Here is a 16,902-nt window from a genome sequence, read left to right as displayed (position 1 = left end):
AATGCTCACCAACGCAGTACCCATATTAGCCTCCCTTAACGAAGTAGAAACCATAAAATTCTATACCGAAAAACTGGGCTTCACTTTCCACCCCGCCTGGGATGGTTACCTGATATTCAGCCGCGACGGCATCTTCATCCACCTATGGCCCTGCAAAGACCCTGAGATACCAAAAGCTACGGGCTGCTACGTAAACGTGACCGAAGTAGATAAACTATACGCAGAATTAGAGCCGAAAGGCGTGGTACACCCCAACGGGCCGCTGAAAGATATGCCCTGGGGCATGCGGCAGTTCAGCATATTGGATGTTGCCGGCAACATTGTCCATTTTGGGGAGGATATACAGGGAGATGAGGAAGATTAATTGATAAGCAGCTTGTACCCCCTACCATGTACGTTGATAATTTCTACCGAGGGGTCCTCGCGCAGGTACTTGCGTATCTTGCTTAAAAACACATCCATGCTGCGGCCATTGAAATAATTATCATCGTGCCAGATATTTAGCAGGGCTTCCTCGCGGGTAAGCACTTCGTTTTTTCGGAGGCAGAGCAAGCGCAAGAGCTCAGCTTCTTTGGTAGATAGCTTTTGCTGCGCATCGCCCCGGGCTATCATCTGCATACCATAATCAAAACTATAACTGCCCAGTTTAAACTGAGTAGGGTTTTCGTCGGCAACTTTCTTTTCTGCCTTGTCGGCACGTCTCAACAGGGCATTTATGCGTAGTAACAGTTCCTCTATACGGAACGGTTTGGTGATGTAATCGTCGCCACCAAGGTTAAAGGCCTGCGTTTTATCTTCAATCATGGCTTTAGCCGTAGCAAAAATGATAGGTACGTTAGGGTTTATCTTCCTTATTTCCTTGCCCAGTGTAAAACCATCTTTTTTGGGCATCATTACATCAAGTATCAACAAATCGTATGTTTGTTTGGTAAAAGCACGCAGGCCTTCTTCGCCGTCTTTACATAAAACCACATCAAACTTGCCTTTCAGCTGAAGGTAATCCTGTAACAGGAGGCCCAGGTTTGGGTCGTCCTCAACTAGTAGTATTTTTTTCATAATTTTCAGTCCGAAAGTCCGGTAAGTGCGGAAATCGGCAGGATTTTAGGTATTACTTATGCTTCGCTGCTTCTTCTTCGGACTGCGAACTTTCCGAATCCCAAACTACGCGTTGGGGAACTTCAATTCAAACTCCGAACCCCTGTCTTTTTCGCTTTTTAGGCCAATGGTACCATCAAGCCTTTTTACAATGGTGTTTACATAGCTAAGGCCAAGTCCAAAGCCTTTTACATCGTGCAGGTTGCCGGTAGGTATGCGGTAAAACTGTTCGAATATTTTGCTCTGCTGGTCGCGGTTCATGCCAATACCTTTATCCGCCACCTTTATAGAAACGTAGCCATTCTTTTTTATTGTGGTGATAGTGATATCAGGTGCGTTGTTGCTGTATTTTATGGCATTATCTATCAGATTGTATATCACGTTGCTAAAATGCAGCTCATCACCAATAATCACGGGTGCCTCATCGGTTAAGCTAAGGCTGGTTGTAGCACTGTATTTTTGCAGCTTAAGTGCCATGCTATCCAGCACCAGGTTTATCGTCTCATTTACGCCCACCGGTTTCTTATCCAGTTTAAAATCGTTCTTTTCTATGCGGGCAATGTTCAGTACGCGCTCTATATGGCTACCCAGGCGCACGTTCTCTTCGTAAATAACGTTGGCCAGGCGGGCCACACGGGTTTTATCTTCGGCAATCTCTTCATCTTTCAAAGCCTCGCTGGCTATCATAATAGTTGATACCGGTGTTTTGAATTCGTGGGTCATGTTGTTGATGAAATCTATCTTCATCTCTGATATCTTTTTTTGCCTGAGGATAGAGAAGATGGTGTAGCCAAAGCAAAATATCAGCACAAAGAGCAAACCGCCGGTGGTACCCATAGTAGCCGTCATGTTGCCCAATATAAAGGAGTTCCGCTTGGGGAAAGATATCTTTATTTTCCCCGGGTCGCCAAGCACCTGGTTGCTGAAGATGGCCTTTTGGTAAGTGTTAGCTTCTATAAACTCGGGCTTTTTGCCCTCGGTATCCATTGCGCTGGAGAAGATGAGCGAATCGCTGTTGGCGGTGGCCACCTCGTAGCTATAATCCAACATGATACCGCGGTTTTGCAGCTCAAATCTCAGGAGCGAATCTATCCAGAAACCGTTGAGGCGCTTGGCCAGGGGTTCGTTAGATTTTTGGTATTCTTCGGCCAGGTTGGTTATGATGTTCGATTTGGTTTGGTAACGCGGCAGGTTGGCCAATGAATCGGCCTCCAACATCTTTTTTACTTGCTTGAGTTCTTTTTCCTTTTGCTGACGTTTTTGCTGCGCTACCCAAAGCGGGTTAAGGCTAACAGCGGTTACCACCTGGCGGCCAAACTGCGGGTCGTTATACGTTCCGCGTATAGTATCGTATTTAAAGACTTTTGCTTTTAGGGGGCGGGGCGGCGTTTTTTCTATCTCCGGGATGAAACGGCCCTGCACGTTGCCAAACTCGTCTGTATATTCCTCTATGCGGATACGCAGGTTAACGGTTCCTTGCTGGGTAAGGTTGGCAATCTCGTCGTCCATCTTTTTGTGCAAGATCATGCGCTTCAAGCTATCGCGCAACATGGCCAGTTTGCGCATGCGTTTGCTACGGCTTTTTTTGAGGTTTACCGAGTCGTCCATTCCCGAGGCATTGCCGTTAATGCTAATCTCGGTAAGCTTATCGTAAACGCTTCCCTTGAGGCTGAAGGCGCGTATTTTGGTTTTTGCCGTTAAAAAGGTAATGGCATCCTGCTTGGCAACCTTGCTTACCACGCTGTTCAAAGCATCATCTACCGTGCGGCTAAACAGGTCAGACTGCATTTGGTATGATTGGCGCAAGAAATAATATTGCATGCCCACAACGCCCAAAAGCGCAAAACCCATTAAACCAATAATCAAACTGATGCTCTTTTTCTTCATCGTTACAGCAAAATTATCTTAATTACGCTGACAATAACTCCATTTAACAATTTTTAACAATTACACTGCGGGCATTTAACACATTGATTAATAAGTGTTTTATAACTTTGGCCAATAACCTTAATCCGCAAAACATGAAAAAGTTTATCATACATCCACGGCTGGAAGCAATACTGGCACTTAGCCTGGTAGCCATATTTGGGCTGCCCCCATTGGTGTTGGCACAAAATACTCCAAAAAGTATCGAAATAAAAATAACCAACGGCGATACCACCGTAAACGGCAAAGACATTAAGAAACTTACGCAGGAGGAGCGCAGGGATGCCTTGGGCGAACTGGATAAGATGGGCAACCTCACCTTTAGGCATACCGATAAAGACGGCAACAGCGATATTGTTATACGCAGAGGGCCGGGCATGCGCGGTCGTAAGAATAACGAGGAGGTAATTATAGAACGGCGCATAGAAGGCAATATGGCCGGCCCATTTGTTAACGGTAATGGCGACACCATCCGCAAGAAATTCGCATTCCGCCTAAAGAAGGTGCCCGGCGATAGTACGCTTGCATTCAACCTTGAACAGGACGGCCCGGATTTAAGGTTAGACCGCGACGATGCTTTCAGCTTTAATGATATGCCACCAATGCCCCGCAGGCCTTTAGCTTTCGATGGACCAGGGCGTGAGCGTATGAGGGCATTCGACCGGAAGAACAGCCAAACTTTTAACTACTCCAGCACGGATAACGATGGCATCAGTACCGATGTAAGCTTCCGGGTAACCGATGCCAATAAAGAGGCCCTTAACAGGATTTCCGGGGTGAATAAAGCAGCATTAGCCATCAACGACCTGAATCTCTCGCCCGAGTTTTCCACCGGCAAAACCAGCCTGAGTTTTAACCTGGATGCCAAAACCAGTGCGGACGTGAAACTGACAGATAGCGAAGGCAAAGCCCTTTGGAGCGATAAGGTCACCGGCGGTACTTTCAGCAAAAAAATAAGCCTGCCACGTAACGGCATCTACTTCCTTACTGTAAAACAAGGCGCAAATGTTGCTGTGAAGAGGATAGTGAAGGAGTAGTTTGGTGAGTAGAGGATGGTGAGCGGTGAATAGTGAGTGGTTGCCTTAGCCCGCCCTCGCGTCATTATTTCGCGACGGCACCGCCCGTTTAGGTTAGGTTGAAAATGCAAAAGGCCTTCCGGATTACCCGAAAAGCCTTTTGTATTTCATAAATAATAGCTGCTCTACAACTATTCACTACTCACCATTCTCTACTCACTAAACTTAAAACGGCAAATCGTCGTCATCAGCGCTTGAGCTGATATCGGCTGGGGCCGCGTATTGTGGTGCTGCTGCTGCGGTACCGGCTGCGCCTAACGCGTTTATCTTCCATAATTGCAGGGTGTTGAAATAAACCACCTTGCCCATTTTGTCGGTCCATTTACGGCCTTTAAGGTTAAAGAAAACCTCCACATCGTCGCCAACTTTAACGTTATCCATCAACGCAGTACGATCTTGTATAGCCTCGAACTTCAAATACTCAGGGTATTGTGGGTTCTCGATGTACTCAAGTATCAATTCTCTTTTTTTTAACGACTCCGTAACCTGTGTGGTTGGAGATACTTCATATACTTTGCCTTTAATTTCCATAGTTCCGAAAATATTTAAAATGTAAAGTTAGCAGTAAGAAATTAAAAGCGGGGTTATTTATTCATAAATTCGCCAAATATATCATGCAAGTTTTCCACACCGAGAGTAAAATCATAATCACCTGCAACAAAAGGCTTTCGCCTTATCTGCAACAGGAGGTTGAGGCACTGGGCTTTACGCCCACCCGTGTTTTCCAAACAGGCGTTGAGTTGGTTGGTACCGTTACCGATACCATTGCCCTTAACCTTAACCTGCGCTGCGCAAGCCAGGTGCTATACCTTTTAAAAAGCTTCACCGCCGAAAACCCTACCCAGCTTTACGAAGAGCTGGTGCAGATAGAGTGGGAAAAACTGATTGATTTTACCGGCTATTTCTCGGTTACATCAAACGTAAATAACGAGCATATTCTTACCCCGCTCTTCGCCAACGTAAAAGTAAAAGACGCTATAGTAGACCGCATAAAGGCCCAGAAAGGCATCCGCCCCAACAGCGGTGCCGATGCCAATAAAACTGTAGTAAGCCTGTACTGGCAGGAAGATAAGGCCGATATCTATCTGGATACATCTGGCGAAACCCTGGCCAAGCACAGCTACCGCAAAATACCGGGCAAGGCCCCAATGCTGGAAGCCCTGGCCACATCAACCATCATGGCTACCAAATGGGATAGGCAGAGCACCTTCATCAACCCCATGTGTGGATCAGGCACCTTGGCCATTGAGGCCGCTTTACTGGCAACCGATAAACACCCGGGCCTTTTCCGCATGAATTATGGCTTTATGCATATTATGGGTTACGACGAGCAGGTGTTTTTTGTGGAACGCCGCAAGCTAAAGGATAAAGCAAAGAAAGCCTTAGGCTTTAAAATTATTGCTACAGATATATCTGATGATGCCGTAGATATTGCCCGCAAAAATGCAAATACAGCGGGCGTAGAACATTTGATCGAATTCAGCGTTTGTGACTTTGCGGATACTGAGGTGCCTGCCGAGCCGGGCATAGTAATGTTTAACCCCGAGTATGGCGAGCGCCTTGGTGTGCACACCAAGCTGGAAATAACTTACGCTCGTATTGGCGATTACCTTAAAAAACAATGCGGAGGCTACCGAGGCTACGTTTTTACCGGCAACCCGGATCTGGCTAAGAAAATTGGCCTGCGCGCAGCCCGCAAAATTGAGTTTTACAACGGTAAATTAGATTGCCGCTTATTTGAATACGAACTGTACGAAGGCAGCAAACGCGAACCTAAAGCAGATTAAATGAAGAAGCTATTAATTATTGCCGTGTTAGTATCGTCGGCCTTTTATTGCAAGGCGCAGGAAGACCTGGCGTTCCCTTTTCAGGGTGGCGGCCAAATCATGAACCGCTTTTTTAAAGATAGCCTGCACCTGAGTAAAGATATCGTTGATAAAAAAGCAACCGGTATGGCCGTGTTCAAGTTCACGGCGGATATCAACGGCAATATCCAAAAAATAGTTGTCTACTACGCCGATGATTACGTGCTTACCCTGCCTATGATAGATGCGCTTAAAAAAACTAACAAGAAGTGGATTATCCCTAACAAAGAGAAATTCCACGATTTTATTATCCCGTTCTCTATCGGCTATAACAACCCATCCTCGGGCCAGGCCGAAGTGCAGCGTGCAGCTTACGAGTTTTATACCCAGCGCAAGCCCATAGTAGCACACGATCAGATACCGCTTAATGCGGCAACTTTACTGCCAACTGTGGTAGTGAAATACGATTTATAGGAAAACATCTGTTATAATAATAAACGCCATGCCTGTTGATAGAGGCATGGCGTTTATTATTTATGGCCGGTTTCAGTGGCAGCTTATGCTTCTACCGCAAACTTCTCGCCAATTTGCTGCCTCCACATGGCGTAATAAAGGCCTTTTTGGTCTATCAAATCGTGGTGTTTGCCAGCTTCGATGATGTAGCCTTTTTCCAATACGAATATCCTGTCGGCGTGCATAATGGTAGATAATCGGTGCGCTATCAGGATGGTGATATGGTCGTTAAGCACTGATACATCACGGATGGTATCGGTTATCTCTTCTTCGGTAATAGAATCAAGCGAAGAGGTAGCTTCGTCGAACACCAAAATATCCGGCTTGCGCAATAAGGCACGTGCTATAGAAAGGCGTTGCTTTTCGCCGCCCGATACCTTTACGCCGCCTTCGCCAATAACCGTATCCAATCCTTTATCGGCACGGGCAAGCAAGGTTTGGCAGGCCGCGCGCTGCAATACATTCATACAGTCTTCATCGGTAGCACCGGGGCGTACGAACAAAAGGTTCTCGCGGATGGTTCCCGAAAACAATTGGGTATCCTGCGTTACGAAGCCTATTTTCTCGCGCAGTTGGTCAAGGTCGATGTCTTTGCTCAGGATACTGTTGTAAAGGATGTCGCCTTCCAATGGCTGATATAAACCCACCAGGAGTTTTACTAAAGTAGTTTTGCCCGATCCCGATGGCCCCACGAAGGCAATGGTTTGCCCACTGCTTGTTTCAAAGCTGATATTGTTTAAAGCATTGCGATTAGCGGTTAAATGCTTAAAGGTAACATTGCTAAAAGTAAGGGTATCAACTTTTTCTAAGAGAACCGGTTTTTCGGGTTTCTTATCAATTGGCGTATTGAGGATGTTTTCGAAATTCGCCAGCGATATCTGCGATTCGCGCCATGATTGAATAACGTTGCCTAGCTCCTGCAAAGGGTTGAAGAGGAAGAACGAATAAAACAGAAATTTTAAATAATCGCCGGGAGTTAGTTCGTTTTTAAATATCAGCACCAATAACACTAACACCATAGCGCTACGCACCAGGTTTACAACGGTGCCCTGTATAAAACTCATGCTCCGTACAAATTTCACCTTACGCAATTCCAGATCCAGGATTTTATAGGTGGTTTTATTAAGCCTTTCTATCTCCTGTTTGGCTAAGCCCAAACTTTTTACCAGTTCGATATTCCTGAGCGATTCGGTAGTTGAACCCGCCAAGGCGGTAGTTTCTGCAACTATTTTCTTTTGGATAGATTTAATACGCTTGCTTAGCGACATGCTCACGAACGTGATGATAGGTATGGCGCAAAAATAAACCAGTGTTACCTGGTAATTCACTTTTAGCGAATACACGATGACGAAAATCATCCCCACCAAACTTACAAACAGTACGCTGATGAAAGAGGTAATAAACTTTTCGCAATCGATGCGTACTTTTTGCAATATGCCCAGTGTTTCACCGCTGCGCTGGTCCTCAAATACCTGATAGGGGAGTTCCAGGGAATGCCTTAACCCATCGGCATACATCTCAGCCCCGGTTTTTTGAACAATGATATTGGTAAAATAATCCTGAAAGTTTTTTGCGATGCGCGATACCATGGCAGCACCGATAGCCAGCCCAACAAGGCTTAATGAGCCATAAAACCGATACTCGAAGCTGCGGGCTATGTTATCTTTAGGTATGATGTACTTGTCCATAATTGTCCCTGTAATCATGGGATCAAGTAGCGAAAAGCCAATATTTAAACCTGCGAGGACCAGTGCGAGCACAACTGTCCAGCGGTGTTTTGATAAGTAAGAGATTAATATTTTCATGCTGTGCTGCAAAACTAAAAAAAGGGAATGGCTAAGAAGCTCATCCACTTTAATTTGACAATGCGGTAACTTGCTCGAGATTAACCGTAGAAAAAAAAGGGAATAACCTCACTGGCCATTCCCTTTACTTTTAAACAGTTAAAAAACTTAAACCGTCATGATATCTTTTTCTTTAGCATCCGAAAGCTGATCTACTTTTATGATGTAGGCATCGGTAAGTTTCTGCACTTCGGCTTCGCCAACTTTTATCTCATCTTCAGAAACACCTTCTGTTTTCAGTTTCTTTATTTTCTCATTAGCATCCTTGCGTATGTTGCGCACGGCTACTTTGCCGGTTTCGGCTTCGCCTTTTGCTTTTTTAACCAAATCGCGGCGGCGTTCTTCTGTAAGCGGTGGTACGTTTATGCGGATGATGATGCCATCATTCTGCGGGTTAACGCCCAAATTAGCTTCTTTAATGGCTTTCTCTATTAGCGGCAAAAGGTTTTTCTCCCATGGTTGTACAACTATGGTACGGGCATCAGGCGTGTTTACGCTGCCTACCTGGCTAAGCGGGGTGGGCGTGCCGTAGTAATCAACATGGATATCATCCAACATGCTTGGGTTTGCCTTGCCTGCACGGATTTTTAATAATTCGCTATCTGTGTGCGCAATTGCCTTTTCCATCAAAGCTTTTGCATCAGCTACTTGTTTTTTAATGAGTTCGCTCATCGGTTTATATTTTCGACAAAAATAATAAAAACTATCAAAGCCCCTAATCAGCTTTCACCCAACAACGCATTTTGTGGCGGTAAATTGCGCAAGCGCTGCTGCACCTCGTAATTTAACTGCCACTATGTTTTTGCGACATCAGCTTTTCTATCGGGCAGCCCATATCTTTACACTTCCCTACCAATACATCATCGTTTTTTTGTCGATGCCGGGTTTGCGGCTCCTAATGAAGAGAAACTCATGAGCGGGATGGCCAACTACCACGCAAGCGTAATCGTCGGCAAGGCCAAATATCCGGCAATCTACTTCGAAGGGCTACAAAAACTGCGCTTTCCTCTCAGCGTTGTTGGTGCCTTCTACCTGGAAAAGTTTCGATTTTACGATTGTGTTGCCCCATCTTTTTTTTTGCAGGTTGTTAGCAAATCGCAATATTGCTTATCTGCGTTCCAGTTGTAGGCGGTAGTAGTTTCGCGTCTACCTTTATCAAATATGGTGGGGATGGAATAAAGCAAATACCAGTTACCGGCAAACCGCTTAATGTCTACCCTTTCAACAGGGCTGTTGTGCACACAGCTCAAGGTAGCGAGTAAAAAAACAGCAATGGTGCAAATCGCTCTCATACTCCGATGAACGAAGTAAGCGCAAGGGCAGTTTTTTTCAGGCTTTAACGCTTACTCACAACATGAATACGCTATTAGGACCAGCGCACGAAACACAAACAAAAAAGTAAGATACACAAAATCACGCCACCAAACTATATGAAAGCGTGCAATTGAAAAACAATAGCAAAGCACCGGTTGAAACGGTGCTTTGCCAAAGCCTTAAAGAACTACCAACGGCTACCGCCGCCGCCGCCTCTGCTATCTTTTGAGTAGCCGCCGCCACCGCCGCTGCCACCTCTACTGTCTCTTGAGTAGCCGCCGCCACCGCCGCCACGGTTACCACCGCCGCTGTAACCGCCGCCACCGCCACCGCTTCTGCGATCGCCTGGTTTTTTGTCCTCAGCCTGGCTAACCGCAATATTGCGGCCTGCAACCTGCGAACCATTAAGGCCAGATATTGCTTTTTGAGCAGCCTCATCGTCAGACATTTCAACAAACCCGAACCCTTTGCTACGGCCGGATTCTCTGTCAATAATAATTTTAACGGTGGTTACTTCACCATAAGCTTCAAAAAGCTCTTTTAAATCTGCTTCCTCTAATGAGTACGGAAGGCTTCCTACGAATATGTTCATCAAAAAATTAGTTTAGTATGAGCAGTTTTTGTCCTGTCATTTTATTTGTTTACATCAAATATAGAATAGATATTAATCACTTGTACAATAATTTATCAATCTATCCTCTTTATTTTGAAAATAGCCGCGTTTTGCACCGTTTTTTTCAGGAAACGGCCTCAATCACGTAATTTTTCCCGTTCAGGGCGAATTTATCGCCGGCACTTTTGCCTTTCAACTGCATCCCGATAGGCGATGCCGGCGACACGGCAAAATAATGCATTCCATTCAATTGTAAACTGCCTGCGCTTATGGCAATGTAAAACGCTCCATTATTGGTAGTTACCAAACTGCCTGCTTCTGCTGTTACGGCTTTGCCGACAGCACTTATTTGTTGCAGGGCGACCATTAGCTTGTTGGCCTCATTTAGCTGACTAAGGTTACGGTTTGTTTCTTGCTGGGCCATCTCCCGCCCGGTTTCGTACTTGTCGCCTGCGCTGCTCTTGGTGTCATTATTAGCGCTTTGCTGCGCTTCGGCTATCGCCTGCTCTGCGGCGTGCATTCGAGTGCGTACGTAAGTAATGCATAGTGCATACAACTGCTCTTTAATATCGCTCATCTATTATCCTCAAAAAAACGAAGATGGTAAATGTATGCCACATACAAAGCCCCTAAAAAAATAAAAGCCCCGGAGCACTCGCTGCCCGGGACTTTCAACCTAAACCTTATCACAATGTAAGCGCGGGTTGCGCCTACGACTTGTTAAACGAAATAATTGTCCAAAATGTTGTGCAAGCCACGTCTCATTTTACTTGACAATGATAAATAGATCAATTTTATCGGCGAGTAAAGCAATCTGCCCGGAATAATGTTATAACTCTTGTTGCGCTTGCGTTAATAGCTGCGTAATAATTTTGGAAACAATTATAACGATGCCGCACGCAAAACAACCTATCTTAAAGGGCTACACATTTACCCTCTTGCTAATCTCGATATTATTATTGCTTATTGCGCTTTTTGCTGTTGTGCCATTTAGGTAGGCAAGGGATTGTAAAACCTAGTTTAAGAGGAAAGCAATCTGAAGATATCGCGCATAGAGTACTCTAAGCAAGGAACCTATCCTTGCTACTTCTTATTCTTGTCGTAATAACCGAACACTTTTTGAAGCAGTGGCGTAGTACGTGCCGATAGGTTTTGGCGGATGCTGATTTCTTCCTTAGCAATCTCCACAAATAAACCATCTATAGCGCGCTGGGTAACGTAATCGGTTATATCGGGGTTTATTTTACTTACGAAGGGGACTTTATTATATGCCGTAGCAGCGTCACTATAGTATTTGGTTGCGCCAACCTTATTCAGGCTGTTTTGTATTACCGGCCTAAAGCTTGCCGCAAGCTGCTGCGTGGTGGTGCGTTTGAAGTATTGGGTAGCAGCATCCTGGTTACCTAACAATATATTGGTAACATCCTGAATGGTCATTTGCTTTATGGCGTTAACAAAAATAGGCTTAGCTTCTTTGGCTGCATCCTCGGCAGCTCGGTTGAGCGATAATATTACATTATCTGCCAACTTTCCTAAGCCTATGCTGCGCAGGGTTTTCTCGGCCTTTAAAGCCTCGGGCGGAAAGAGAATTTTGATAGCAGTATTGGCAAAAAAGCCATCGGTAACCGATAACTGATCTGAGCTTTTACCCGTGCCTATCTCCAAAGCCTGTTTAAGTCCGTTGGCAATCTCCAGGGTGCTTGGGTTGCCAAGTTGTTGCACAGTGCTTTGCGCAACCTGACTAAGCGTATCGCAGCCGGAAAATAGTATAAAAATGAACGGGATAAACAGGAGAGTTTTTTTCATAGTGCTTACTTGTATGCAAAAGTGCTGCCAATAAAACAATATTACGATATTGCCCTTACTAAAGCAAATACCAGCCCGGCCAATAAAGCGGAGATTGGAATAGTAATAATCCAGGCCCATACCAGATTTATGGTAACGCCCCAGCGTACTGCCGATACCCTTTTGGTAAGGCCCACGCCAATGATAGAACCCGTGATGGTGTGTGTGGTAGAAACCGGTATGCCAAAGCTTTCGGTAATGAACAGGGTAACCGCGCCGGCACTTTCTGCGGCAACGCCCTCAAGCGGGGTAACTTTGGTGATTTTTGTACCCATGGTTTTAACAATCTTCCAACCGCCGCTCATAGTACCCAGCGCTATGGCACTATAGCAGCAAATAGGTATCCAGTTTGGCATTGGCGCGCCTTTGATTATAACATTTGATGAAAGCAGCGCTACATAAATGATACCCATTACCTTTTGGGCATCGTTACCCCCGTGGGCAAAGCTTAGCGCAGCCGACGAAATCAACTGGCCTGTTTTAAACCACTTCTCGGCTTTTGAAGGCTTTGCGTTGCGGCAAATATTAAGTATGAAAATAGTAATGATGTAGGCAATAATCAAACCAATAAACGGTGCAAGGAATATATAAGCAATAGTGGTTAAAACAACCTTGGCGTTTACCGCCGTGAAGGCGTTTACTCCCATAAACATGGCGTTTGTCATACCAGCACCGGCAAAGCCACCTATCAACGTGTGTGACGAGCTGGAAGGAATACCAAACCACCAGGTAATTAAATTCCAGGTAATGGCGGCGCAAAGGCCGGCAAATACTACCTGCATAGTAATGAATTGGGTAAGTACAGTTTTAGCAACGGTGTTGGCCACTTCGAAGTTGCCGCCGTGGAAACCCCAGTACCTTACAGCTATATACGCCAGGAAATTAAAGAAAGCAGCCCAGAGCACCGCCTGGAAAGGCGTAAGTACCTTTGTGGAAACGATGGTTGCTATGGAGTTGGCTGCATCGTGAAAACCATTGATAAAATCGAAAATAATCGCAAGGCAAACTACGACAACTAATAAGGTGGTAACCATTTAATGGGTTTTTGTTAGGCGTTTTTAACTAAAATGGATTCCATTACGTTTGCTGCATCCTCGCACATATCGGTTGCAGTTTCTAACGCGGCCAGTATCTCTTTATATTTTATCAGGCGGATGGCATCTGTTTCGTACAAAAACAAATCGGCCACGGCACGGTCGAAAACGTAATCGGCCTGGTTCTCTACGCTGTTTATGCGTATGCACGAATCGGCTATGGCGCGTACGTTGCGCAGATCTTTCAGTTCGCGCACTGCTTTCTCCAGATCGCCTGCAGCCTGTAGTATCAAATCAGATAGCTTACGTATATGTTCGTTAAAATCATCTATCTTGTAAAGAGCCATTCGGTTGGCCGCGCCATGTATATAATCGGCTACATCGTCAATAGCAGTAGCCAGCGCGTGTATATCTTCCCTATCAAAAGGGGTTATAAAATTTTTGCCAAGCTCCAGGTATATCTGATGGGTAAGCTCGTCGCCTTTGTTCTCCAGTTTGTCTATCTGCCTAAACAGCTCTTCCTGTGTGGCCGCGTTGGTGCTGTTAACAGCTTCTACCAAAATAGTTGCCATTGCTACTACATTGCTTGCGGCCTGCTCAAATAATGGGAAGAAAACTTTTTTATCTTTTGGGACGAAGTACTGGAAGATACTGTTAAGTGACATTATTTTATGTATTTGGTGTAAAGGTACGGTTGCAATGTTAATTTAATGTTAACTTTTTAACACTGGTATGTTTGGAAAAGGCAGTATTTGCTTGGTTTTTTGCAGCGTAAACCCGAATGTAGACCCCAGGCTCTCAGTACTCCGCACGTTTATCGTTTGTTGGTGCGCCTCTATAATATGTTTTACGATGGCCAGGCCAAGACCCGAACCGCCTATTTGCCGCGAACGGCTTGTATCGGTACGGAAAAAACGCTCGAAAAGGCGCGGCAGGAACTTTTCCTCTATCCCCATGCCGTCATCTGTAACTTCTACCAGCACCTGCTCGTGCAGGGTAAAGATGCTTACTGCGGTTTCGCCGCCTTCTTTGCCGTACTTAAAAGAATTGTCTATCAGGTTTACCAGTACCTGCCTTATCTTCTCCCGGTCGGCATTTACGTAGATACCCTCGTCGTATTTTTGTTTGAAAGTAAGTTTGATATGGTGCTGTTTGGCCTTCAGTTCCAACGATTCGAAAACCTCTTTAACCAGATCGTTTATTTTGAATTTGGTGTAGTTTATAGGTATCTCTCCCGATTCCAGCTTAGATATTTCGTCCAGATCTTTGATCAGGTAACTTAACCGGTCTACATTTTTAGAGGCCTTTTCAAGAAAGTTAGTGGCCATTTCCTTGTCCTCAAAGTCATCGTCCTGCAGGGCTTCTATGTAGCCTTGTATGGCGAACAAAGGGGTCTTGAATTCGTGCGAGATATTCGAGAGGAAATCTCGGCGGAAACGCTCCTGCTTCTTCAGGTCATCTACCTCTATTTTTTTAAGGCGGGCCCATTCTTTAACCTCTTCTTCCACATCTTTTATTGGGTTAGCGCTTACGTGCTCGCCCAAGGCATCGCGCAGGTCGCGGCCAAGCTTAAGGTTATGGATAAGTTTGTAGATGAGTTTTATTTTAGAGTAGATGTATTTCTCTATAAGGTAGTAAAATACGATGTAGCTGCTTATCAGCGTAACCAAAAAGGTTATCATCATATCGTACCATTTATGCTGGAAGTAATAGTTTACCGCCGAAAGGCTAATGGCCACCGCCGCCGAGTTAATTAGGACCAGTACGCGCAAATTCATACAGCAAAGTTACGCTTTGTATATGAATGATTTGCCCGCACCGGCACAGGCTACAGTTAAATTATTGTTAAGTATTGGGGTACCTAGTTGGCTGTTTCTACCTCAATAGTAATTATTGCTTCATCGGCCAGGGTAAGGGCGCTGCCACCAATGCCAAAATCGCTACGGTTTATTTTAAAGCTGCCCTTTAAGTTGGCGCCGGTTGCGGTTGGTACGTAGCTAAAAGGCACATCTACCTGCTTGGTTTTATCCTTAATAGTGAGGTTGAAGCGGCCCACGTAATTACTTGCGTTTTTGCGGGTGAAGGATACCGAAGACATGATTATCTTAGGGTATTTGGCCACATCGAAAAAGTCTTGGTTTTTAATGTGGTTATCACGCATCTCGTTTTCGGTATTGAGCGTGGTTGCATCGGCAACGGCCTCTATGTTGCTTTCAGCCAGTTTTGCCGGGTCGAAAGATACGTTGGCCTGCATGGTGCCCAACTTGCCGCCCGTATAAATACCAAGGTTTTTTATCTTGAAGGTGATGGACGATTTGGTAACGTTATTTTTAACCTGCGCAAACGCGGTAATACTGGTTATTAAAAGGGCTATTGCTAAATATGCTTTTCTCATCTCGGGGTTCTTTCTATCAGTACGGACTTATCTTACGGCCTTTGGTTTAATGCTGCAAAAAGAAACTTTATAACAATCATATTATTTGACACCAGTGGGCTTTATCGCCTAAAACTCTACATGCGCCCTTAACGAGAATACATTTACCGGCCCCCTATCGCTATTGTAGGCCGGGTTGGCTATAAACTGGTAATCGGGCGTAAGCCATAGTTTGCCCTGGTAGGCGTTCAGTTTGTAATAAACTTCGGCAATCAGTTCCGAAGCATAATTGAGTTTACCATCTCCTATAATAAAGCCATAACCGCCCGCAGCAAGGTAATCGCGATGGGGTTTGGAAATTCCGTTGCCCACGAAGGCCAGGCCGAGCTCGTCGTCCTTGCGTTTCCAGTTGCCGCCTTTTAGTACTGCGCCCAGGCTTACAGAGCGGTCGATTTCTGTAAATGCCCATGTCTCGGTTTTGCCATCGTTATAGCTCAGCTTCGCAAATACGCCAAAATCCTTGCTCAGGTATTGGTCCGCACTGATACCGAAGCCCATCTTATGCTTACCGTAAACCAGGTTGGTATCTACCACGGGGGCAATGGGCTGCACCGCAAGCGCCTGCCGGTAATTGCCCATTTTACCGTTGTTGCGGAAACCTAACACTCTTAACGTGCCTTGTTGGCCGTTTAGCTTGTAGCGTTTTTCGTACTCTAAAGTTTGCGTATTAGCACGTGAGATTCGCTCGTCCCAAATGGCGCCGTTGGCGGATGTGGTAGTCATAGTAAAGGCAAAGCGCAGGGCCCAGGTGGGTTGGCCCAGCTCGGCCATGGCGCCCATTACGTAGCCACGGGTATTGGCCGGGTAATCCCAGGCGGCATTATCCATCAGCGACCAGTTCATGAACTGCGAACGTGCATCGTGGCTAAACTCGTTGCCATCGAAAAAATCGGCCATGCCGAATTTGCCAACGGTAAAATTAAGATAACGCTTGCTGCGCAGGCCAGCCAACTGGTTTACATCATCTGCAAGGGTGTCTTTATCGTTGCCCCACTCGAAATTTTGCGAGAAATACAGTCGCGCAATATATATCTTAGGTTCGGCCCCACCCACTCTAAAGGTTTCGCCGTTGGGGAAACCCGCTATGCCGAGCGTTTTGCTTAAACCCGAGCCGCCCGACATCTCGGGGTTGAAATAAGCCGAGGCGCCTTTCCACAAACGGGCTCCCCCGAATAATGTGGTGGTTAACGATGTTTGCGTTTCTTTGCTCGTCAACAAGCTATTGTCACCCGTGTAAGGCGCGCTGAATGCAGGTTTGAACTGCGTGATAATGGTTTGCTGAAAATGCAAGTTAAACTTTTGCTGCTTTAGGCTATCCTGCGCCAGCCCGTTTGCACAAATAAATAACAGGGCTATAAAAAGTAGAGGCTTATTCATGATTTTATAACAAGGGAATGAAGCAA

19 protein-coding genes are annotated in these 16,902 nt (G+C 45.5%); 4 read left to right on the top strand and 15 right to left on the bottom strand.

Annotation, left to right across the window (positions count from 1 at the left end):
* Position 1: 1 nt before the first annotated feature.
* Entirely contained in the window at positions 2-364 is a 363-nt protein-coding gene (locus tag E2R66_RS25500) for a bleomycin resistance protein (protein WP_133236241.1), read from the top strand.
* Here E2R66_RS25500 and E2R66_RS25495 read toward each other — a convergent pair.
* Positions 361-1,056, bottom strand: coding sequence for a response regulator transcription factor (locus tag E2R66_RS25495; RefSeq protein ID WP_133236243.1), 696 nt, complete (start codon positions 1,054-1,056; stop codon positions 361-363). The two genes, E2R66_RS25500 and E2R66_RS25495, sit on opposite strands and share 4 nt — an antisense overlap.
* A gap of 105 nt (positions 1,057-1,161) precedes the next feature.
* The gene (locus E2R66_RS25490) at positions 1,162-2,982 is read right to left on the bottom strand and encodes a sensor histidine kinase (protein WP_133236244.1); all 1,821 of its coding nucleotides are present in this window, start codon (positions 2,980-2,982) and stop codon (positions 1,162-1,164) included.
* Positions 2,983-3,116: 134 nt separating this feature from the next.
* Between E2R66_RS25490 and E2R66_RS25485 the strand changes: the two genes are divergently transcribed.
* Positions 3,117-4,058, top strand: coding sequence for a T9SS type A sorting domain-containing protein (locus E2R66_RS25485; RefSeq protein ID WP_133236246.1), 942 nt, complete (start codon positions 3,117-3,119; stop codon positions 4,056-4,058).
* 204 nt (positions 4,059-4,262) lie between these two features.
* Here the strand turns inward: E2R66_RS25485 and E2R66_RS25480 are convergent, their stop codons facing one another.
* The gene (locus tag E2R66_RS25480) at positions 4,263-4,628 is read right to left on the bottom strand and encodes a DUF3127 domain-containing protein (protein WP_133236248.1); all 366 of its coding nucleotides are present in this window, start codon (positions 4,626-4,628) and stop codon (positions 4,263-4,265) included.
* 83 nt (positions 4,629-4,711) lie between these two features.
* Between E2R66_RS25480 and E2R66_RS25475 the strand changes: the two genes are divergently transcribed.
* Together E2R66_RS25475 and E2R66_RS25470 are read left to right on the top strand one after the other, a co-directional pair.
* Positions 4,712-5,884: a THUMP domain-containing class I SAM-dependent RNA methyltransferase gene (locus tag E2R66_RS25475; RefSeq protein WP_133236250.1), complete on the top strand. Its 1,173-nt coding sequence runs from the start codon at positions 4,712-4,714 to the stop codon at positions 5,882-5,884.
* A complete protein-coding gene (locus E2R66_RS25470; protein WP_133236252.1) occupies positions 5,885-6,376 on the top strand; it encodes a hypothetical protein in 492 nt (163 codons plus the stop codon).
* An 83-nt stretch (positions 6,377-6,459) separates the two neighbouring features.
* On the opposite strand, the gene E2R66_RS25465 is transcribed toward E2R66_RS25470, so the two are convergent.
* The 12 genes from E2R66_RS25465 to E2R66_RS25410 form a co-directional block, all read right to left on the bottom strand.
* Positions 6,460-8,220 (bottom strand): ABC transporter ATP-binding protein, encoded by a 1,761-nt coding sequence (locus E2R66_RS25465; protein WP_133236254.1) that lies wholly within the window; start codon positions 8,218-8,220, stop codon positions 6,460-6,462.
* A 147-nt stretch (positions 8,221-8,367) separates the two neighbouring features.
* The gene (gene frr, locus E2R66_RS25460) at positions 8,368-8,931 is read right to left on the bottom strand and encodes a ribosome recycling factor (protein ID WP_133236256.1); all 564 of its coding nucleotides are present in this window, start codon (positions 8,929-8,931) and stop codon (positions 8,368-8,370) included.
* A 177-nt stretch (positions 8,932-9,108) separates the two neighbouring features.
* Positions 9,109-9,195 (bottom strand): hypothetical protein, encoded by an 87-nt coding sequence (locus E2R66_RS29335; RefSeq protein WP_394347207.1) that lies wholly within the window; start codon positions 9,193-9,195, stop codon positions 9,109-9,111.
* A 113-nt stretch (positions 9,196-9,308) separates the two neighbouring features.
* Positions 9,309-9,551 (bottom strand): lipocalin family protein, encoded by a 243-nt coding sequence (locus E2R66_RS29180; protein ID WP_133236258.1) that lies wholly within the window; start codon positions 9,549-9,551, stop codon positions 9,309-9,311.
* Between the two features lie 209 nt (positions 9,552-9,760).
* Positions 9,761-10,165, bottom strand: a complete 405-nt coding sequence (locus tag E2R66_RS25445) for an RNA recognition motif domain-containing protein (protein ID WP_133236260.1) — start codon at positions 10,163-10,165, stop codon at positions 9,761-9,763.
* A gap of 145 nt (positions 10,166-10,310) precedes the next feature.
* Positions 10,311-10,763 (bottom strand): 3-oxoacyl-ACP synthase, encoded by a 453-nt coding sequence (locus tag E2R66_RS25440; RefSeq protein WP_133236262.1) that lies wholly within the window; start codon positions 10,761-10,763, stop codon positions 10,311-10,313.
* Between the two features lie 506 nt (positions 10,764-11,269).
* A complete protein-coding gene (locus E2R66_RS25435) occupies positions 11,270-11,992 on the bottom strand; it encodes a DUF4197 domain-containing protein (RefSeq protein WP_133236264.1) in 723 nt (240 codons plus the stop codon).
* Between the two features lie 41 nt (positions 11,993-12,033).
* On the bottom strand, positions 12,034-13,065 hold the full coding sequence (locus E2R66_RS25430; RefSeq protein WP_133236266.1) for an inorganic phosphate transporter: 1,032 nt from the start codon (positions 13,063-13,065) through the stop codon (positions 12,034-12,036).
* A 14-nt stretch (positions 13,066-13,079) separates the two neighbouring features.
* The gene (locus tag E2R66_RS25425) at positions 13,080-13,730 is read right to left on the bottom strand and encodes a DUF47 domain-containing protein (protein ID WP_133236268.1); all 651 of its coding nucleotides are present in this window, start codon (positions 13,728-13,730) and stop codon (positions 13,080-13,082) included.
* 48 nt (positions 13,731-13,778) lie between these two features.
* Positions 13,779-14,843 carry a sensor histidine kinase gene (locus E2R66_RS25420; RefSeq protein ID WP_133236270.1) on the bottom strand — a complete coding sequence of 355 codons (1,065 nt, stop codon included), beginning with the start codon at positions 14,841-14,843 and terminating at the stop codon, positions 13,779-13,781.
* Positions 14,844-14,926: 83 nt separating this feature from the next.
* Entirely contained in the window at positions 14,927-15,460 is a 534-nt protein-coding gene (locus E2R66_RS25415) for a YceI family protein (protein WP_133236272.1), read from the bottom strand.
* Positions 15,461-15,568: 108 nt separating this feature from the next.
* Positions 15,569-16,876: a carbohydrate porin gene (locus tag E2R66_RS25410; protein ID WP_133236274.1), complete on the bottom strand. Its 1,308-nt coding sequence runs from the start codon at positions 16,874-16,876 to the stop codon at positions 15,569-15,571.
* Positions 16,877-16,902: the final 26 nt, after the last annotated feature.

This window comes from Mucilaginibacter psychrotolerans (assembly GCF_004519315.1).
Lineage (GTDB): Bacteria > Bacteroidota > Bacteroidia > Sphingobacteriales > Sphingobacteriaceae > Mucilaginibacter > Mucilaginibacter psychrotolerans.
The sequence above is the reverse complement of the archived record's forward strand: the minus strand, read 5'-3'. Positions and strand labels throughout refer to the sequence as shown.